At 40.4% G+C, this 19,681-nt stretch carries 26 protein-coding genes, 1 tRNA gene and 1 pseudogene; 26 read left to right on the forward strand and 2 right to left on the reverse strand.

Features of this window, described 5'->3' with window-relative positions; all coding sequences use genetic code 11:
* Positions 1–4 precede the first annotated feature (4 nt).
* Genes NSS92_RS18895 through NSS92_RS18910 form a run of 4 tightly spaced genes read left to right on the forward strand, consistent with a single transcriptional unit; the run spans position 5 to position 2,454 of the window.
* Complete coding sequence (locus NSS92_RS18895) at positions 5–460, forward strand: phage tail terminator family protein (protein WP_340870221.1); 456 nt, start codon at positions 5–7, stop codon at positions 458–460.
* On the forward strand, positions 447–659 hold the full coding sequence (locus NSS92_RS18900) for a hypothetical protein (protein ID WP_024425900.1): 213 nt from the start codon (positions 447–449) through the stop codon (positions 657–659). Before NSS92_RS18895 ends, NSS92_RS18900 begins: the two co-directional genes overlap by 14 nt.
* A 3-nt stretch (positions 660–662) precedes the next feature.
* The gene (locus NSS92_RS18905) at positions 663–2,009 is read left to right on the forward strand and encodes a phage tail sheath family protein (protein ID WP_340870224.1); all 1,347 of its coding nucleotides are present in this window, start codon (positions 663–665) and stop codon (positions 2,007–2,009) included.
* Between the two features lies 1 nt (position 2,010).
* Positions 2,011–2,454 carry a phage tail tube protein gene (locus NSS92_RS18910; RefSeq protein WP_003213309.1) on the forward strand — a complete coding sequence of 148 codons (444 nt, stop codon included), beginning with the start codon at positions 2,011–2,013 and terminating at the stop codon, positions 2,452–2,454.
* A gap of 283 nt (positions 2,455–2,737) precedes the next feature.
* Here the strand turns inward: NSS92_RS18910 and NSS92_RS19520 are convergent, their stop codons facing one another.
* Positions 2,738–2,827, reverse strand: coding sequence for a putative holin-like toxin (locus NSS92_RS19520; RefSeq protein ID WP_073207186.1), 90 nt, complete (start codon positions 2,825–2,827; stop codon positions 2,738–2,740).
* A 151-nt stretch (positions 2,828–2,978) separates the two neighbouring features.
* Here NSS92_RS19520 and NSS92_RS18915 point away from each other — a divergent pair, with 151 nt between their 5' ends.
* The 22 genes and pseudogenes from NSS92_RS18915 to NSS92_RS19020 all read left to right on the forward strand — a co-directional run bounded on the left by NSS92_RS18915 (position 2,979) and on the right by NSS92_RS19020 (position 19,555).
* Positions 2,979–3,419, forward strand: coding sequence for a phage tail assembly chaperone (locus NSS92_RS18915; RefSeq protein ID WP_340870226.1), 441 nt, complete (start codon positions 2,979–2,981; stop codon positions 3,417–3,419).
* A 41-nt stretch (positions 3,420–3,460) separates the two neighbouring features.
* The gene (locus tag NSS92_RS18920; RefSeq protein WP_095285871.1) at positions 3,461–3,598 is read left to right on the forward strand and encodes a hypothetical protein; all 138 of its coding nucleotides are present in this window, start codon (positions 3,461–3,463) and stop codon (positions 3,596–3,598) included.
* Entirely contained in the window at positions 3,599–7,684 is a 4,086-nt protein-coding gene (locus NSS92_RS18925; RefSeq protein WP_340870228.1) for a transglycosylase SLT domain-containing protein, read from the forward strand.
* Positions 7,677–8,345 (forward strand): LysM peptidoglycan-binding domain-containing protein, encoded by a 669-nt coding sequence (locus NSS92_RS18930; protein ID WP_340870230.1) that lies wholly within the window; start codon positions 7,677–7,679, stop codon positions 8,343–8,345. The genes NSS92_RS18925 and NSS92_RS18930 overlap by 8 nt, the downstream gene beginning before the upstream one ends.
* 12 nt (positions 8,346–8,357) lie before the next feature.
* Positions 8,358–9,368 carry an XkdQ/YqbQ family protein gene (locus NSS92_RS18935; protein WP_340870232.1) on the forward strand — a complete coding sequence of 337 codons (1,011 nt, stop codon included), beginning with the start codon at positions 8,358–8,360 and terminating at the stop codon, positions 9,366–9,368.
* Entirely contained in the window at positions 9,365–9,631 is a 267-nt protein-coding gene (locus tag NSS92_RS18940; RefSeq protein WP_340870234.1) for a DUF2577 family protein, read from the forward strand. The genes NSS92_RS18935 and NSS92_RS18940 overlap by 4 nt, the downstream gene beginning before the upstream one ends.
* Positions 9,632–9,645: 14 nt before the next feature.
* A complete protein-coding gene (locus tag NSS92_RS18945) occupies positions 9,646–10,068 on the forward strand; it encodes a DUF2634 domain-containing protein (protein ID WP_340870236.1) in 423 nt (140 codons plus the stop codon).
* Complete coding sequence (locus NSS92_RS18950) at positions 10,061–11,110, forward strand: baseplate J/gp47 family protein (RefSeq protein ID WP_340870239.1); 1,050 nt, start codon at positions 10,061–10,063, stop codon at positions 11,108–11,110. The genes NSS92_RS18945 and NSS92_RS18950 overlap by 8 nt, the downstream gene beginning before the upstream one ends.
* Entirely contained in the window at positions 11,094–12,017 is a 924-nt protein-coding gene (locus tag NSS92_RS18955; protein WP_267586499.1) for a YmfQ family protein, read from the forward strand. Before NSS92_RS18950 ends, NSS92_RS18955 begins: the two co-directional genes overlap by 17 nt.
* Positions 12,018–12,028: 11 nt before the next feature.
* Positions 12,029–12,412: a phage tail-collar fiber domain-containing protein gene (locus NSS92_RS18960; RefSeq protein ID WP_024423249.1), complete on the forward strand. Its 384-nt coding sequence runs from the start codon at positions 12,029–12,031 to the stop codon at positions 12,410–12,412.
* Between the two features lie 164 nt (positions 12,413–12,576).
* The gene (locus tag NSS92_RS18965) at positions 12,577–13,782 is read left to right on the forward strand and encodes a hypothetical protein (RefSeq protein ID WP_340870242.1); all 1,206 of its coding nucleotides are present in this window, start codon (positions 12,577–12,579) and stop codon (positions 13,780–13,782) included.
* Between the two features lie 46 nt (positions 13,783–13,828).
* Positions 13,829–13,933 (forward strand): annotated as a pseudogene (locus NSS92_RS18970) (BhlA/UviB family holin-like peptide); the annotation flags it as partial.
* A gap of 106 nt (positions 13,934–14,039) precedes the next feature.
* Positions 14,040–15,356: a hypothetical protein gene (locus tag NSS92_RS18975; RefSeq protein WP_340870244.1), complete on the forward strand. Its 1,317-nt coding sequence runs from the start codon at positions 14,040–14,042 to the stop codon at positions 15,354–15,356.
* A 13-nt stretch (positions 15,357–15,369) separates the two neighbouring features.
* Positions 15,370–15,684, forward strand: coding sequence for a hypothetical protein (locus NSS92_RS18980; protein WP_340870247.1), 315 nt, complete (start codon positions 15,370–15,372; stop codon positions 15,682–15,684).
* Positions 15,685–15,686: 2 nt separating this feature from the next.
* A complete protein-coding gene (locus NSS92_RS18985; protein WP_034624530.1) occupies positions 15,687–15,830 on the forward strand; it encodes an XkdX family protein in 144 nt (47 codons plus the stop codon).
* Positions 15,831–15,972: 142 nt separating this feature from the next.
* Positions 15,973–17,385, forward strand: coding sequence for a pyocin knob domain-containing protein (locus tag NSS92_RS18990; protein WP_340870250.1), 1,413 nt, complete (start codon positions 15,973–15,975; stop codon positions 17,383–17,385).
* A complete protein-coding gene (locus tag NSS92_RS18995; protein ID WP_340870252.1) occupies positions 17,382–17,735 on the forward strand; it encodes a hypothetical protein in 354 nt (117 codons plus the stop codon). Before NSS92_RS18990 ends, NSS92_RS18995 begins: the two co-directional genes overlap by 4 nt.
* A complete protein-coding gene (locus NSS92_RS19000) occupies positions 17,736–17,882 on the forward strand; it encodes an XkdX family protein (protein WP_126682234.1) in 147 nt (48 codons plus the stop codon).
* A gap of 56 nt (positions 17,883–17,938) precedes the next feature.
* Positions 17,939–18,151, forward strand: coding sequence for a BhlA/UviB family holin-like peptide (locus tag NSS92_RS19005; protein WP_008344062.1), 213 nt, complete (start codon positions 17,939–17,941; stop codon positions 18,149–18,151).
* Between the two features lie 12 nt (positions 18,152–18,163).
* Positions 18,164–18,427 carry a phage holin gene (locus NSS92_RS19010; RefSeq protein ID WP_024423242.1) on the forward strand — a complete coding sequence of 88 codons (264 nt, stop codon included), beginning with the start codon at positions 18,164–18,166 and terminating at the stop codon, positions 18,425–18,427.
* Between the two features lie 19 nt (positions 18,428–18,446).
* A complete protein-coding gene (locus tag NSS92_RS19015; protein ID WP_340870257.1) occupies positions 18,447–19,250 on the forward strand; it encodes a peptidoglycan recognition protein family protein in 804 nt (267 codons plus the stop codon).
* A gap of 116 nt (positions 19,251–19,366) precedes the next feature.
* The gene (locus NSS92_RS19020) at positions 19,367–19,555 is read left to right on the forward strand and encodes a hypothetical protein (protein WP_267586491.1); all 189 of its coding nucleotides are present in this window, start codon (positions 19,367–19,369) and stop codon (positions 19,553–19,555) included.
* Positions 19,556–19,608: 53 nt separating this feature from the next.
* Here NSS92_RS19020 and NSS92_RS19025 read toward each other — a convergent pair.
* Positions 19,609–19,681 (reverse strand) — tRNA-Ala (locus NSS92_RS19025).

The following is a 19,681-nucleotide window of genomic DNA, read 5'->3' on the forward strand; positions in this document are numbered from 1 at the left end:
TGGAATGAATCAAGAAGTCGGGGCAATCATGCATTATATCTACACACACTTTCCTGTGACAATGTATGATCGTCTTTTGCCAGAACGCTTTCAAATGCCATCCGTTTACGTGCCGCCTGTGACAGTGATCAGTGGTCCAGATACGGTTTCTACCTTTATGAAATCTTATTCGCTGCAAGTGAAAGTCTTTCATATTGATACAGAAAAAGCACATGATGCGGCAGAAACAATCGTTGATGCATTGCTTGCTGATCGTCAAATCATTCAGATGATGAGTGAAGACGGAGAGGTGCTTGATGATTATGTCCGCATAAAAAGAGTGGAAACAAGAATGATAGATCAAGGCGTAGCAGCGATTGTCCTGACGTGGGATAGCAGCTATTGGTATAACCGTGACAAACAGGCAAGCCTTGAAGATATCAACTTTTCAGATGGGGTGATCAAACGTGAGCAAGACTAAAAATGCTCAGCCTGCTCAAACAGCCGGCGAAGAAAAAGAATTTGGCTTTTCATTTGAAGCCTTAAAGGAGCACAGTAAGGATCTTTTTGGGGTCAAACCAGAAATCCTTGAAGGGGCTCTTTTTTATATCAAACATCAACCAATTACAAAAACAGAAGCGAAAAAGCACATTGATGCTTTTTTGTCCAAGGAGGTTTAAAGGATGAACGGAGGCACTTTTACACCAGGTACAGAGAAAAAGCGTCCTGGCATTTATTTTAATTTTAAAACAACAGCAGAGCAGCGAATTACTTTAGGCGATCGAGGTACGGTGGCACTTCCCCTTGTGATGAGCTGGGGAGAACCAAAAACCTTTATTTCCGTTTCAAATATGGAAGATTTAAATAAAAAGGTTGGACTCAACATTGATGATAAGTCACTTCTTCTTTTCCGTGAAGCAAAGAAAAAAGCGCAAACGGTCTTGCTTTACCGCCTCAATGAAGGTGAGCCGGCCAAAGCCGAAATTGCTGAAAATTTTGTGGTCACAGCAAATTATGGCGGCCTAAAAGGAAATGAAATCACAGTACAAGTGGCAGAAAATGTACTTGATAGCACAAAACGCGATGTGATCACTTATCTTGGAACGGATATTGTGGATAAGCAGGTCGTCACTGATGTCAAAGACCTTGTGAAAAACAAATACGTTCAATTTTCTGGTGAAGGTGAAGCCGTCATCACAGCTGGTGTGGCACTAAGCGGCGGGAAAAACGGCGTGGCAAGTGTCGCAGATTATACAGCTTTCCTAGAAGCAGCAGAAACAGAATACTTTGATGTCATTGCCCTTCCAGTCGATAATAGTGAGCAATTAAAAGCAACCTTCGCTTCATTTATCGAGCGTTTACGTGATAAGCAAGGACGTAAGGTGCAAGGGGTTGTGGCGAATTATGCAGCGGACCAAGAAGGAATCATCAATGTGACAAGCGGGGTTGTACTCGAAGGTGGAACAGAACTAACACCTGCTCAAACAACAGCATGGGTCGCAGGTGCAAGTGCCGGAGCAAACTTCAATCAGTCACTGACCTTTGTTGAATACGAAGGAGCAGTCGATACATTAGAACGCCTTGACAATGATCAAGTAGAATACCGATTATCACAAGGGGAGTTCCTTTTCACCTTTGATGCGAGAGATCGTACCGTGAGTGTTGAAAAAGATATTAACTCCTTGACAAGCTTTACAGCTGAAAAGAACCAGCAATTGGCGAAAAATAAAATCATTCGTGTGCTTGATGCGATCAACAATGATTTAACATTCGAATTAAAAAATCTGATTAAATTACGTAAAGCCAATGGCAATGACATTCCAGCATCAGATGATGGTGTGCAGCTTGTGAAAACACTGATTACCCAGTATCTCACACAGCTTCAAGATGGCAGCGGCATTACAGGCTTTAATTCAGAAACAGATATCGTGATCGGTCTCAATGAAGATCGTGATGGATTTATCATCGATTTAGCGGTTCAACCAGTAGATGCAGCAGAAAAATTCTATTTCAATGTGGAGGTGAAGTAAGATGGCTTTTAAAGCGCAAAATACGATTTCAGGTAAAGAAGGTCGTCTTTTCTTAGAAGGTGAGGAACTTGCATTTATCAAAACCTTCGAAGCAAACGTGGAGAAAAACAAATCAGAAGTCAACGTCATGGGCCGCCGAATGACTGGCCATAAAACAACGGGAGCAAATGGAACAGGAACGGCAACATTCTATAAAGTTACGTCCCGTTTCGTTCAATTAATGCTCAATTATGTGAAAAAAGGAGAAGATCCATATTTCACTCTTCAAGCTGTCATTGACGATAAATCATCAGGCCGTGGCACTGAGCGTGTGACATTATTTGATGTCAACTTTGATTCTGCTAAAATCGCTGGATTGGATGTTGATTCAGAGGCGCTTGAAGAAGAAGTTCCATTCACATTCGAGGACTTTGATCTTCCTGAAAAGCTGAAGAATTCATTCTAAGAAAAGTGGAGGAAATTAGCTAATTAATTAGCTAAATAACAGCTGAATATGCTATAATGCAGTTGTAATACAACCGTCTTGATGCCGTCTTCTTTTCGTCTGGTAACGTCTTGTATTCGATTCATTAAAATATGTTTACTTGCAAAGCAATTTGCATAAAATAAAAAGAAGCCAGGATGCTCTAACATCCCGGCAATGTACAATGAGGCCCTTCAAGGGGCTGGCTTATCGAATAGGTTCTTTAGGTAGACTTCCCTTTAACCTTCCACAGCTCAAGGGGAGTCTATTTTTTGTCTATATACGTCAACAAAGTAAAGATAAACATCCCGAATAAAAGCATAAGGGAAATCGCTTCAAATGTTGACATATGCATCACCCCCTTCCTATCGGGGATGAGCCAGACGCCCTTGAGCAAGCCGTTCAATTGTACAATTTAAATTATACATGAAAAGATTGGAAAGCACATTCAAAAATGGATGTGCTTTTTTGCATTCAAAAAAACATAACAAAGGGAGTTTTTAAACATGAGTGAAAAACAAACATTTGATCTTTCATTTTTTATGCCAGGACAAACAGTAGAAGCGGAAGAAGTCAAAGTACCGATTTCTAAGCGTTTTATTGATAAAAAAGGGAATGTCATTCCTTTTGTCTTTAAAGCCATTACAACTGAACGTATTGATGAATTGGAAAAAGAAAACACAACCTTCAAAAATGTCAAAGGCAGAGGACGTGTGAAAGACTTAGACAGCCAGCGCTTCTACGCACGGATTGCGATTGAATCGACGATTTATCCAGATTTTCGTTCAAAGGAATTAAGAGAAGCCTACAGCACACAAGATCCAGTTGAAGTAGCAAAACGTGTCCTGTCAGTCGGCGGTGAATATGCGAACTGGTTAAACAAAGCGATCGAAATCAACGGATTCGAAGATGAAATTGAAGATTTAGAAGAAGCAGCAAAAAACTAATAAAAGATGGGGATAAAGAAGCGGTGTTTTTATATTACGCGATGCACGAACTTCACTACTCCCCATCTGAACTCCTTGATTTATACGAATCACCAAGACCGTTCAAAGCATTTCTTTTCGGACTCATCAGCTACAAGCTAGACATGTTAGAAAAAGAAGCAAAGAAAGGAGGTAAATAAATGGCGAAACTTACAGCACGATTTGAATTAGAAGACCGGGTGTCAAAGAAGTTATTACGCATTCAAAAACGATTTCAAACGTTTGAGAAGCAGCTCAAACCATTCAGAAAACCGGTAAAAATAAGTCTGGAAATGGATGAAAAGAAGTTAAGAAACTTCACTTTATCGCTACGGAAAATGTCAGTATTTTCGATGAGGCTGGATCAAGGAATCTATCGTGATCTAAAAGCATTGAACAATCAGTTAAATACGATCCCGAATCGTTTGGTCATATCCATTCAAGCGAAGGGGCTGGATGTCATTAAATCCAGCATAGATCGTTTGAAACAAATGGGGACAAGCCCCATAATGCTGACGTTTAAACTGAACGACCAATTGTCAGCGGAAATGTCATCGATCAAAAAATCAATCCTTCAGCTCATCAACAGAACGTACTATATGAGATTAAACATGGTTGACCAAGCCACCACTGCAATTCAACGAATCAAAAAGACACTCAAAAGCTTGACGATGTCTAAACACGAAATCAGAGTATCTGTTCAAGACAATGCAAAAAGTAAGCTGAAAAAACGAGATCAGGCAGAGCCTGTTGTGAAAGAAAAGAAAGTAAAAAAAGAACCAAATGCAACAGCCGTTAAGAAAACGAAAGAAAACAAACAGAGCTTGTTGGGGGGGGTTGGAAAAAAGGCGCTAAAAGAAATTGAAAAATATGCAGGTGACGTTTCAGATAAACTGAAGGAAAAATTGAGTCCTAGAAACTTTTGGGATGATAAGGCGCTACCTTGGATTGAAACGAAAATCGACGAATACAAGCAAGAAGTGATCGGGCGAATTATTGAGAAGATTAAAATCAATCCTGAGGAGTATCTAGATAAATGGTTTAACAAAGGATTAGATTGGATCCTTGGTCCGAAAAATCAATCAAGCGAAAACAACAGTAACTCTTCAGCTCAAAGTCAAACTACCGAAGCACCAACAAATCCAACTCCTAATACGCAACCAAATAAACAAAAAGGAAAAGGTTTGTTTCGTAATAGCTGTTGCCCTTGTTGTGCTCGAGGTTTAAGTAGGCGTGGTTCTAATAGAACTAGAAATAGAAATGGCCGTGCACAAAGACATCCTGCAAACCCTACCGCCACTGCGAGAGCTGAAAGAAACAGAAGACCTCCAGGTAGACTAGGAAAACTGAAAACAAATGTAGGTAAGATTTTTGAAAAAATCCCTAGTGGATTGAAGAAAACTACAGGTATAGTAGCCTCTGTTGCGGGACTTGCTGGACTGATGAAAGGTAGCGGAGGTTTAAGTGGATTAGGCGATTCATTAAAAAATATAGGTCGAGGAAGTAGTAAGTTTTTAAAAAGAGTGCCTGTATTGGGGAACTTATTAAGTGCAACAGATTTAATAGGAACAACGAAAGAAAACGTTGGGGAAAAAGTAGGTGGTTTCACTGGAGGTCTTGCAGGAGGAGTTAGTGGAGCTGCAATTGGCCAAGCTCTAATTCCAATACCATTTGTAGGAGCTGCAATTGGTGGCGTTGCTGGAGGCATGGCTGGCACTTATGGTGGATCAAAATTAGGGGAGATATTTGATACTTCAAAACTTAAAGAGAACATTTCAAACACTTTATTTAATGGCGATTGGTGGAATGAAAAGTGGGGGAGTGTTAAAACTTCTGCAGAAACGTCTTTAGGGAACTTAAGTGAAAAATGGGAAGATATAAAAACTACAGCATCGAATACACTGTTCAATTCAGAATGGTGGGCAGAACAAGCTGGATACGTTACAGGAGTTTTAGAATCTACTGTCTTTAATGGCGAATGGTGGAGTGAAAAATGGGATGCTATCAAGGACTGGACTCAAGAAAAGTGGGATAGTGCCGTCGAAATATGGGATTCTATTAAGGGGAAACTTAGTGAGACCGTTTTTAACGGAGATTGGTGGGGAGAGAAGTGGGATAATGTAAAGGAATGGACCAAAGAAAAATGGGATGGTGCCGTCGAAATATGGGATTCTATTAAGGGGAAACTTAGTGAGACTGTTTTTAACGGAGATTGGTGGGGAGAGAAGTGGGATAATGTAAAAAAATGGACCAGAGAAAAATGGGATGGCGCAGTCGACATATGGAATTCAATTAAAGGGAAAATTCGTGAAACGGTCTTTAACAAAGATTGGTGGGGGGAGAAGTGGGATAACGTAAAAAGTTGGTCAAAAAGTAAATGGGAACAATCAAAAACAATTTGGTCAACTGCAAAAGCAACTATTTCTTCAACTCTATTTAATAAAGACTGGTGGTCAAGAAAGTGGAGTAATGTTCAATCTTGGGGTAAAAATATTTTAGGAGATTCATGGGATTTAATCAAAAGTGAAGGCGCAAAACTCGTTGGTAGGCATATTGTGAAATTTGAAAAAGGTCGAGAAAACGGAAAAAAAGATTTTAAACCTGGTAAAAAAGCCACAGGCGGTTATATCACACAGCCAACCTTATCATGGGTCGGTGAAGCTGGGAACGAATTTGTCATTCCGACTCAAAATAACCGAGGACGCGGAAAGATGCTGCTTGCTCAGGCTGCTTCTCATCTTGGAATGTCTGTTATGCCAAGCGGAGCAGCTGGAAAAAATCAAGTATCAAGCTCTCCAGCTCCTACAGCTGTAGCTGCATCATCTTCTGTCGGTTCAATAGACGGATCGGTCTCGATGACTGGGGACATTCAAGCCTCTAGCATTGGCGAGCAATTTAATAACGATTTTGAACAAGGGTTAAACCGTAAAGTGATCTCTCTTGATCAATGGAAACAAAAGAATATTCAGCAGCCTTTTGGTCAATTGACATCAGACTCAGGAAAGTATGGTCAACAAACGGTTTCTTCCTTTGCAAATGGTCAGCAGATGACACCAACAGGAACAGATAGCTTCTTGCAAAGTCGTGTAAAAGCACCATACCAACAAGTCATGACAGCATCACCAACTTGGGGTTCTGGATCTGTTAGTGGTTTTGCAGCAGGTCAAAATGCTACATCCACTGGCACAAATCTATACGTAGATCAACACATCAAACAACCATTCCTGCAAGCAAAACAAGAATCACCAGGCTGGGGTTCTGGAATGATTGACGCCTTTAACAGCGGCATGCGTTCCAAAGGAAGCGAAGTCACTCAAGCCGCCAAAGAAATGGCGAAGAAAGTAGAACAGGCGTTTAGAGAGGAATTAGACATTCATTCCCCTTCACGCGTCATGATGAGTCTTGGGAAATTTGCGTCGATCGGTGTCGTCAAAGGGCTTGACTCAGTTGATGTGAAAAAATTTGCTGAAAATCAGGCTGGTTCATTAATCGGTGCCTTCAGCGGTATGGGAGCTTCAGGGCTTAATATTAAACAATGGCTCATGGCAGCTCTGATGGCAACTGGCACATCAATGAGCTGGCTTCCAGGTCTAATGACCATCGCGCAGCATGAGTCACGTGGAAATCCGAGGGCGATCAACTTATGGGATTCCAACGCCAAAAAGGGAACACCTTCTAAAGGCTTAATGCAAACCATCGGAACGACGTTTAATGCTAATAAAGGCAAGGGCATGAATGATATTTGGAACCCAATTCATAATGCCGTAGCAGCCATTAACTACATTAAGGGCAGATATGGAACAGTCTTCAACACGCCTGGATTACGAAGTATGAGAAGAGGCGGACCTTATAAAGGCTACGCAAATGGCGGATTGATTACTCAAGAGCAGGTTGCTAGAGTCGGTGAAGGAAATAAACGCGAATGGATTATTCCTGAAGAAAGAGGCATTCGCGGAAGGTATTTATTGACGCAGGCAGCCAAGGGACTTGGGATGCAAGTATATGATCCATCAAATGCATCTGCTCCTTTACCAGAAGCACAGATGCAGCAAGTCACCTCAGCTCAGTCTACTGGCAGTACAACATCGTCAGGCAATAAACAGATCACGATTCAGTTCAATGGAGATCAGCATTTCCATAATGGACAAGATCAGCAATCGCTAGTAGAAAAAATTAAACAAATGCTTGTAGATGAACTAGAAGTAGAGCTTCATACAGGAACGAAAGGGGTCGTGATCGATGGGTAAATCAGTGTATCAATTGTGGATTTCCCAAGGAAAGGACAAGTTGCGATTCCCTGTCCTTCCATCCGAACTCGAAATCACAAATAACGTACAAAATGAAACAGTGAAGGTCTCCTCTTTTGGAGAACTGACCTTTATTGACGTACCATCGGCGAAACAAGTATCATTCACCTCATTATTTCCTAAGAAATATTCGCCGATTGCTGAATATAAAAGCATTTCATCACCAGAGAATGCGATCGCGAAAATTGAACGAATGATGCGTTCAAAGAAATCTGTGCGGTTGATTGTAACTGGGACAAAAATCAATATGACGTGCAGCATTGAAAGCTTCACCCACAAGGAAGGGTCATATGATATTGGAGATCGTGAATTTACGATCGAGTTAAAGGAATACAAAACCGCATCGCCTAGGAAAATCAAACGGAAGAAAAAAGCAAAACAAACCAAAAAGAAAAGGCCATCAAAAACACCACCAAAATTGTATACCGTCAAAAAAGGTGATACGTTGTGGGCCATTTCAGGCCGATTTTATGGTGACAGTACAAAATGGCGGCGTATTTGGAATGCCAATAAAGCAGCGATGATTAAACGAAGCAAACGCAATATTAAGCAGCCGGGGCATTGGATTTTCCCTGGACAAAAATTAAAAATACCACAATAAGGGGGGCTGGCATTGATTGAGCTTTTTGCCATCAGAAGCGGCACCATGTATGAGCTTGTCACAGAGAGTGTGACACTTCAGGGGCAAAGGTATCAAGCCCCTCGCTCTATTCAGGCAAATATTATCACAAAGCAAGGCAGTCAAACATATTACCGTGTCTCAGAAGGGGACACGGTTCTTTTTAAATGGAAAGGAAAAGAGCTGTTTAGAGGCATTGTTTTTTCCCGGACGCCGGTTGAAGGAAAGCTGACCTTTACCGCATACGATATGCTTCAATATTTGGTGAAAAACCAAGATGTCTATGTTTTTTCAAATCAAAGAGCAGATCAAATTTTAAGGCGGATTGGAGCTGACTTTCAAATTCCAATGACCTCCATCACCAATACAGGACATGTCATAAAATCACTAGTCTTTAAAAATGATACAAGCTTGTATGACATGATATTGAAAGCATTGAAAGAAACGAAGCGGCAAACAGGAAGAAACTATCAAATCTATTCTGCTAAAGGCAAGATGGGGCTGAGAGCCTGGCCTGATCCAGAGGACGTATGGGTCATTGAATCAGGCGTTAATCTCATCAGCTATCAATACAGCACCTCGATTGAAGAGACAGCCACTCGTGTCAAGATGCGTACGTCTGCTGATGAACAGGGGAAGAATAAGAAAAAAGGTAGTAAATCCGAGATTGTGGTGATCGAACAGGATAAAGCCGGTCAGAATAAATACGGTATTTTACAGCATGTTGAAACAGTCACGGGGCAAATCAACCAGCCGCAGCTGCAAAAAAGAGCCAAAGTACGGCTGGCAGAGAAAAAAGGCGTCAAACAAGAAGTCAAAAGCATCCAAGCGCTAGGAATTCCTGAGCTGCAAAGCGGTCTCCCAATCTATTTGAAAATCCCTGAAATCAACATAAAAAAAACTTACTGGATCGATCAAGACAAACATGAATTCAGTGGAGTGAAACACACCATGACCATTGATGTTGTTGAGAAAAATTCCATGCCAAAGGGTGATCAAGCGTGAGATTAAGTGAAGCGATTAAACGATTGGCAGTGAATGCAGTAGACGCAGCATCTCCAATTGATCTTCTCATTGGAGAAGTCACGGCGGTTTCCCCTCTGAGCATCCGATTAAATGAAAATCATAAACTGATCATTCCAGAAGAATTACTGATTTGGCCGAAGCGCTTAAATAAGGGTGAGGATGATGAGCTGAAAAGGGGAGACAGTATTATGGTGCTTGCAATGGCAGGAGGGCAGTCCTTTTACATCATCGACAAATTGTAAGGGAGGTGATGAACGTGGCACTTTCACCAGAGGAAGAAATCGAGGAAACAGAAGAAGATGAAGAGGTCGAAACCTCGACGACGTATCGAATAGATTTTGAAACTGGCAGACTGACAGGCGAAACCATTTCAGGTATTGAGGCAATCCGGCAATTCATTTATATGACACTTATGACAGAGCGGTATGCACATCCTATCTACAGCCACGACATTGGTACTGAAATTCAGGAGCTATTGACGGATACAGAAGCTACGGATGAATACAAAGAAATGGAGATTCCAAGGCTGCTAGAGGAAGCACTGATCGTTGACGAGCGGATTGATCATATTGAAGAGTTAGAGGTCACAAAGCAAAATGACTCATTTCATGTCAAACTAGCGATTGTCACAGATGAGGGCACATTAGAAATAGAGGAGGTGATGGAGGGCGATGTTTGAAGAACAAACGTACGAAGCATTAATGGAAAGAATGCTGGATAGACTGCCAGATGATATAGATAAAAGAGAAAACAGCGTGATTTGGAATGCCTTGGCACCTGCTGCCGCTGAATTGGCCCAGTCCTATATTTGGCTTGATCAAGTGTTTGAGCTGGTCTTTGCAGATACAGCACAAGGAGAGTTTCTAGATCGTCGGGCTGCTGAAGTAGGAATTGAAAGAAAACCAGCTACTAAAGCGGTTTGGTCAGCGGCCATTCAGCCAGAAAATATCAACATTCCAGCTAGTTCACGTTTTTTTATTGAAGACGTTTATTTCCAGTATTCGAAGGATGACACGCTAGAATGCGAGACACCTGGTAAAGCCGGCAATGTTCAAATAACAGATCAGCCGCTGCTGTCACTTGATACAATTCCAGGACTTGAATCGATTACGATGAAAGAACTGGTGATACCAGGTCAAGAGGAGGAAGATGACGCTTCTTTATATGATCGATATTTAATACGTGCGAGGCGAGAGGCTGTCAGTGCCAACAGGGCGCATTATAAAAAATGGGCTGAGGAAGTGACCGGTGTTGGCAGAGCGAAAGTGTTTCCGCTTTGGAACGGAGAAGGGACGGTCAAAATTGTCATCACAGATGGCAATCTAGATGTTGCATCAGACCTTCTTGTCAAAAGAGTACAGGAATATATCGACCCAGTGCCAGGTGAAGGAGAAGGACAAGCGCCTATAGGCTCAAAAGCAACCGTTGAAAGCGCCAAATGGCTGGATATTGACATAGAAGTGGCTGTCGAACTTCAAATGGACTGGACCCTTGAAGGAGCTCAGAAAGAAATAGAAGAAAAGGTCAAGACGCTGTTGAAATCAATCGCATTTGAAAAGAGTACCATTCGAATGTCCGCCTTAAATGATATTCTGTACCATTCAGAAAGTGTGTCAGATTATGCAGATGTGTTATTGAATGGAGAGTCGAAAAACTTAGTATTACAGGACATTGAGATTCCGCGTCTTAGGCAGGTGAAGGTTATTGAGCAAACAGGATGAAATGAAAAACTACTTGCCGCCATATTTTACAGAGATTTATGAAGTTGATCACCTGCTCAAGACAGAGGCACCGGAATTTGAGGGATTGGACGAATCTATTTTCGACTTAACGGATCAGTTCTTTCCTTTAACAGCGACATGGGGATTAAACAGATGGGAAAGAATGCTGAAGGTGCAGCGGGAATCAGATGATTCAATTGAACTGCGCAGGGCACGTTTACTCAATATGATGTCAAATATTCCGCCAATCACGTATCTTTCATTAGAGAAATCAGTCAATCGCTTTCTCAAGAATCCAAGTGCTGTCATCCGTCTCACAACCAATCGCTATCATTTCGCCTTACGTGTGAACTTAGATGATCTGCAAAACACGAGATATATTGTAGAAATACTTGAAACATTAAAGCCCGCACACTTGGCTTATACGTTCACGGCTTTTCATCATACCGACGTATATGAAAAAAATGATCATCACGGGAGGCTCACACTGCGAAGCAGAGTGGGTTTTTTCGATCATATTCCGATTTTACTCAATGGTGAATTTGTCTTAAATGGTACGTTTTATCTCAGCGGAACAAGAGGTACAACGGATGTGCCTGTTCGTTTTCGGCATTCATTAAACATGAGAATGGGGCTTCAACATCAGTCAGAAACAGCATATCGCATGAACTATGTCATGACTGGAGCGGTACATGAAACGAAGCAAGGAGCGGCATTGACTTTACGCACAAAAAATCAGCTCCAGCATCAAACCAAGAAGAAGATGACGTTCCGTCTGCCAGTACATGTCCAAACTGAGCAGGGCGGCAGCTTACTGATCAAGGATCATTACTGGATTCTCGATGGATCTGTTCCGCTGGACGGATCAAAAATGCTAGCAGCAACTTCTAAAAAAATAGAGTTATAAGGAGGATCACAATGGCTGATCAATTAACCGTAACAACACTGTATGCACGTCAACAAATGGCAAAGGCAAGAGCCGAAGGAACAAAACTCACAAAAGTCGTCAAAATGGCATTTGGAAATGGGGGAACGAAGGATGGAAAGCCGATCTCACTAGACGGCACGGAACAAAAACTCAAAAAAGAACTAGTCCAAAAAAATATTGATTCGTTTACCTTCATGGAACCAGCAAAAATCCGCTACACCTGCACGATCGCCGAAGGAGAACTGGCAGGAGAAGTGATCAACGAACTAGCACTTGTCGACGAAGACGGCAAATTCACCGCAATCCGCACCATGACAGACAAACAAAAAGACGGCGACATCGAATTTGTTTTTGAGATTGATGATATTTATTAATGGAGGGGGAAGAAGTGGACATAGTACTTTGATCCATCAAACAAGCAATTGAACTAGGTGATTGTTCAATGGAAGATCTAAGTTTAGGGTCCGAGCAAAGGATGCTCACTTTAGAGTAGTTGCAAGAGATTGAATCAAATTTAAGGCAAGGGAGTGAAAGCCGAATGGAAATAAAAGAACCAAAAGCTTTTGAAGTGAATGATAAAGCGCATGCAGATCTGTTTAATGACATGGTCAAAGTACTACTTGAAAATGATACTGGACTATTAGAGCATCTCTTAAAACATACAAATGATGGGGGAGTACACGCATCTGAAACAGAAAAGAAAAAATGGAATGATTCCCAGAGCTATAAGATCACGGCTGATAGTGGAAGACAGCTTATCAATGTGTCAGCTGGTGGAAGCATATTTGATGCGATAAAAGGGAAAGGAACGTGTACTTTTTATGCAGCTTCTGGAGTCGAAGATTCCCCAGTAAATATTTCATTGAGAGGGTTACAGACAGTAGGTGAAGATAACATTGGTACTGGCTTTGCTGTAGATATTGCTGGTAATGCTTATAGTTTTTACTATAATGCTGCACATACTGCTATTAACTGGACAAAGCTCCCGTCAAATGCTGAAAGAAACAAATGGAATGATGGACAATTATCTAAGATTACCTCAGATAATGGAGGGGTGATTCTATCTGTTTCTGATGGTGAAGATTTACTTGAAAAGGTTGTTTCTTTAGGTCCGAAGCATGGTACATTTTATGCCACAGGTAAAGTATTAAACAGCCCAACAACAAGATCGTGTCGTGGTATGTATCATTTTACTTCTCAAGATAGTAATGGAAAAGGGACATTTGGATGGGTCATAGCAATAGATTATAACAATTACATGTATACAAACTATCTTGATTTAAATTTGGGGTGGCAAGGCTGGAAACGTGTTTTAACAAAGGAGGATATGGATAATACTTCTTTTGTTGATACGTATGATCTCGATAATTCTTCTGTATCAGCCGTTGAAAACGTTCCAACAAAACTGAATTTTGGTGATACAAGATCAGACGATTTAGGAGAGTATAATCGTTCGCGTGCTGAAATTACACTGAAAAATAATGGTCTGTATTTAATTAGGCTTTATCTTAATAGCAATAACATCACTGTTGGATCAGATAGCATCTTGTCGTGCTATGTGAATGGGACAGAATTTCAACGATTAGGTAATTGGAATCCTGTCGTCTCATCAAGTATATGTGTATTATACCTTCAACAAAAATTTAAAGCGGGAGATAAGTTAACATTTTATATTACACCCAAAAACACTGGGAGAACCATTACGGTAAATAGAGCTTATATTACCTTGTCACAGCTAAGATAGGATTATTTGAAAAAGAAAGTGTGAGAGCAAATCGGAGGTAGCTGTCGTTCAAAACTTAATGACACAAGGCTCATTTACCGATCACTCTTACTGGATTCTGTTTTATGTGCTTAATACAACAAATGAACGAGAACATAAGTTCAATGCATAACATCGCCTAAATAATAATGGTTTTTTGAAAGGAGAAAAAGATCATAAAAACACCTCAACCTTTTAGGACGAGCGATAAGGCTCATGCAGATCTCTTTAACAATCTAGTGAAGATTTTGATTGAAAATGACCAGGAACTATTAGAACAATTCAACCTTCATACGGGAGATACAAATCCTCACGTCTCAGGGTCAGAAAAGAAGAAATGGAATGAATCTCAGCTATATAAACTGACAAATGATAACGGATCCCAATTGGTCAATATTCCTTCTGGCGGCAGTATTTATGAAGGAATTAAAGCACTAGGTGCCTGCTCATTTTATGCGCCAGGTGGTTCTGGAGTAGTTGATTCTCCTGCTGTTGGAAATGCTGCATTAAGAGGCTTTCAGCTTGTAGGTCAAAATAATATTGGCGTAGGAATCGCAATTGACACGTCGGGCAACGCATTTTGTTTTTCCTATCATGTGAATGACATTGCGATCAATTGGCTGCAAATGCCGACTCAAAATGAAAAAAACAAATGGGATGCAGGACAATTGTCTAAAATCACTGCTGACGATGGAAAAGCTTTTGAAAGAATTAATGCAGATGATCCTAGCATTTTAGATAAGCTGATAAAATTGCCGGGAGTTCACTCATGGTACATCCATGAAGCACACCCAGATCTTCCGACAAGAAGTTCCATGAGGGCTTTGTCTGTTTTTAGTGAGAATACCTACGGCTGGGTCATCGGTGCAAACAATACAGGAGATGTCTATATTAACCGTTCAACAACTGATGTAACAGGTACCCAACAAGAGTGGAGCGGTTGGAAACGTCTCAATGACCATAACCTATTAAACTCAAAGGGACTAAGACTTTCAATGCCAATAGGTACTGATATTTTAACGCTGCCATCCGGATTTTACTTTGCTGTTGGATCTAATGTTTTAAATATGCCTGTCGATAATGATTCTTCTTGGTTTAATATCGATATCTTAGAAACTGTAAATGGTAGAAAGACCATTCATATCATTAGAAGTTATGACAACACTCATTGGTTTGGTACGGTTCATACTGACGGTGTTTTCAAAGGGTGGAAAAAATTAGTCACTGATGCTGATTTTGAAAATGTTCAGTGGCTAAATGTTACCTTAGGCAGCGGTTCTTCTATTGGAGATAGACCAGTTGAATATACTAGATGGGGAAATTTATTATTATTGAGAGGTCACCTAAAAGCAAATCGAGAAGTTATATGTGGAAGTATTCCAAGTACGGGCTTACCAGATAAAGGCCTAGTAGTATCAGTACCAGTATCAGGTACAACGGGTCATAGTAAATTACTTATATATAAGACAGGAGAGCTAAAGCTAACTGGTTTACTGGCAGCGAATGAAAGTGCAGTAACTGGTTACTATTTAGACACGGTCGTCCCATTAAATTAAGGAAGTGATAAAGATGATACAAGCCTATGAATACAATCATCAAAATGAATTGGTCAGACCTATCGAAGTGTTCGAAAGGGATGATGAAGGTAATTATGTCATTCCAGATCAATGCACAACAATTGCTCCACCCAATAATCCTTCTTTTTATAAAGCAGCTTTTGATGTGGAAAAACAACAATGGTATGAATCAGCGACACAGGAGTATATAGATAGCCTAAAACCAGCCCCTCGTCCGCCAAATGATATAGAACTTTTAAAGAAACAAAATGCTTTATTATCAAAACAATTAACGCAGCTATTTGCTATCTTTAAAGGAGCTGAATAATAATGATGTTTCCAACTGTAGCAGATATCAAACAATTTTGGGACTGGCAATGTTACGGCCCAGAGGACATTGCATTTTATGTAAGCATCGGCTGGATCTCGGCAGATGACTATCAAGACATAACAGGAGACAAATACGAAGCCTAATGGCTTTATTTTTTTACCGTAAAAAGGTGATTCCGGTGGCTTGGGTTTCGATTTAGAAAAAAATAACAAAGTATTTTTAAATGTTAATAAATCCTCAATCTCATTGAAACAAATTATGAAGTTGTAGAAAGGAGAGAACACATTGGATATAAAAACTCCTCGTTCTTTTGAAACGAGTGATAAAGCTCATGCTGATCTATTCAACGATATGTTGAAAATACTGATTCATAACGACACTGGTATATCAGAACAATTAACTAATCATATCGATGATTCGAGACAGCACTCTTCAGAAGTAGAAAAAAAGAAATTGAATGAGTCGCAGCTGTATAAAATTACAGGTGATGACGGAGTACAACTTATAAATATTCCTGTCGGCTCAAAAATCTTTGACTCCATTAAAGACAAAGGGACATGTACATTTTATGCGCCCAGTGGAATAGAGGATAGCCCTTCACAATTTGCCATTAGAGGGATACAGACAGTTGGACAAAACAATATTGGAACAGGTTTTGCGATAGATACATCAGGTAATGCATATTACTTCTACTATAATTCTAGCCATTTATCAATCACTTGGACTCAGATTCCGACAGCAGTTGAAAAAGATAAATGGAACAACAGTCAGCTTCATAAAATAACAAGGGATAACGGTCAACCCTTTTATAAAAGCATAAGTGAAACCACCGACTATAACGAGATGACAGAAACAGGAATGTATCTCATTTATAATGCTGGTCTTAATGGTCCAAAAGAGATCAAAAGGGCATTTATGATAGTGATAAGTTATGGCAATACCCTGCTGCAAGCTGTATATGATGCAATCAATGGTCTGAACTCTTTTTATAGAATTAGGAAGACTGACTTTACATGGACTGAATGGGAAAGTCAGCTCACATCTAAAGATTTAAATGCTATTCAAGCATTTCCTATTACCAATCCAGATGGATTTGGAAAATTTCACATAATCAATTCTGTTGATTTTCATGACATACTACCTCGTTATAAAGGTTTTGTTCATTTTACCTCAGACACATCAGCTATTAACGGACCAGGTGTTGCTTTACGGGGGGTTTGGGTATGTAATAGCACAGGAAACTACGGTTCTATTATTGGTTTTGATAATCTCGGCCGGACATGGCGAAAAACAGTTGTAAATAGCGTATGGTCAAAATGGGAACGTTTGTTAACCAGTGCAGAGCAAATAGAATGGAAGTCCCCGACAACAATAATAAACGGATGGAAACAATACGGGACTCAAAAAGTGCAATTTTATAAGAATGCATTTGGAGAGGTAGAGTTAATTGGTTCAATTACAGGGGGTACTATCGGTTTTGAGGTACCTGTTTTTACATTGCCAAGTGGTTATCGTCCTATACAGGGCATGCATTTCATAGGGGTAGCATCTAGTATCGGCGCTAGTTCAACACCACAAACACACAGAACACATATTGATACTGATGGTAATGTGTATATACAAAGTGTCTCCAATTCAACAAACCCAAATGAATTTATCACTTTCGGCTTTAAATTCATGGCTGCACAGGAGGGATGAAAGTGAAATGGATATATAAATACGACGGAAAATTCAATTACCTTCCAGGGGAAGAAATAGAAATTGAAGAGGAAGCAGACATCCCAAAAGGATATACAGATGTAAGACCTCAAGATGGTTTGTACAACGGTAAATACAATGAAGAGAAAAGGGCATGGTATGAGTCGGCAACACAAGAATACATTGATAGTTTACAGCCAAAACCGCTGCCACCATCAGAGATTGAGCTATTAAAACAGCAAAATGCTGATCTGCTTCAGCAGCTGGCAGAGTCAGAAAAGAGAGTAGAAGAACAATCAAAAACAATATCAGAACTTATCATGTTGCTGAATGAAAAGGAGGTCATTTAATTGGATTGGTTCCGTAGTATTTCATTGTTCTATCAATGGAAGTGTTATGAAAATGAAGATGTAGCAAAATTTGTTCGTTTCGAGAAGATTACGCCGGAACAATACAAAGAAATAACAAGAGAAGAATATCCAACAAACGCTGAATAGGCGTTTTTATTTTGCCTTCTTTAAGGATGCGCAAAGTGAGGGAGTAGGTGAGTGCAGTGGAAATGGATTTGACTCAATATTTAATGACACAAGGACCGTTTGCGGTGTTGTTTTGTTGGGTGCTGTTTTACGTATTAAACACAACAAAGGAAAGAGAAAACAAGCTCAATGAGCAAATCGAGGCGCAAAATGATGTGTTAGCAAAGTTTAGTGAGAAGTATGATGTCGTGATCGACAAGCTTGACAAAATTGAACGGAATTTAAAATAGGAGGTAAATATCATGAAAACATTCGACAAAGGCACTGTGATTCGCACAGTGCTTCTTTTTATTGCTCTGATCAATCAAACGCTTGTCATGTTTGGACAGACGGTGCTGCCGATTAGTGAGGAGCAAGTACAAACCGCAGGTGAGGCACTATATGTGGCAGGTTCTACAATTTTCACTATGGTCACAGCGGTAATAGCTTGGTTTAAAAACAATTATGTGACCTACAAAGGCAAATTACAAAAAGATGCTCTGAAACAAAGAGGGCTAACAAAATAATACTTGAAGGAGAATCGACATGGTAAAAATCATTCAAGCATTGATTCCAAAACAACATCGCAACAGACCAGGAAACACGATGAAGCCGCTCTATATTACGGTGCATAATACGTCAAACAGTGCAAAAGGTGCTAATGCGGCCAGTCATGCAGCGTTTGTTGCACGTTCGAGTACCGGGGTCAGCTGGCATTACACCGTTGATGATCAGGTGATTTATCAGCATTTACCGTTAAATGAAAACGGCTGGCACGCAGGGGATGGCAGAGGCACCGGCAATATGAAATCAATTGGAATTGAAATTTGTGAAAATGCAGACGGCAACTTTGAACAAGCAGTCGAAAATGCCCAATGGCTCATTCGCAAGCTGATAGGAGATTTGGGGATTCCTTTATCAAATGTAGTGCCTCATAAACATTGGAGCGGGAAAGAGTGTCCAAGGAAACTTCTCGGACGATGGGATCAGTTTAAAGCTGGCATAGCCACAGCGCATACCGGCAGCAAAAGCACAAGAAAACCAGTTCAGGCAGAAAGCTTGAGCCACAAAGCACCCGTTTCCAAACAGAAATCGTCAAATCTGCCATCAGGCATTTTAAAAGTCACCAAGCCCTTAACAAAAGGCCTTCAAGTCACAGCATTGCAAAAAGCCTTATCTTCCCTCTATTTTTACCCAGACAAAGGGGCAAAAAACAACGGGATTGACGGCTATTATGGACCGAAAACGGCGAACGCGGTCAAGCGGTTCCAGCTCATGAATGGCTTAACTGCAGACGGAATTTACGGACCGAAGACAAAGAACAAAATCGAACAGTTACAGAAGAAATGATGATCTATAAAAAAAGCTATCAGCAAGTGAGGAAATGCCTCCTTGCTGATAGTTAACAAAAAATAACATCTTTTGTGATATAACTGGCCAAATCACTATCGTGAGAGGAGAGAAAAATGAAAAAAGAACTGTTCCAGATCATCATGCTGTCAGTGCTGCTCATCTATTTCATTTATCACGGAATGACGAGCGATTTCCCTGTGTCCTACACAATCATTCTCATCCTAACTTATTTTTCTGTGATCACATACCGCATCTTAAAGTTATTAAGATTAAGAAAAAACAAAGAACAAACAGAACTGTAAGAGATATGTACATAAAAAAACCATCCTTGATTTTACAAGAATGGTTTTTCGTATGGAGCATAGCGGGATCGAACCGCTGACCTCTACGCTGCCAGCGTAGCGCTCTCCCAGCTGAGCTAATGCCCC

This window comes from Bacillus sp. FSL M8-0166, from assembly GCF_038008825.1.
In the GTDB taxonomy this organism is placed as follows: Bacteria; Bacillota; Bacilli; order Bacillales; family Bacillaceae; genus Bacillus; species Bacillus safensis.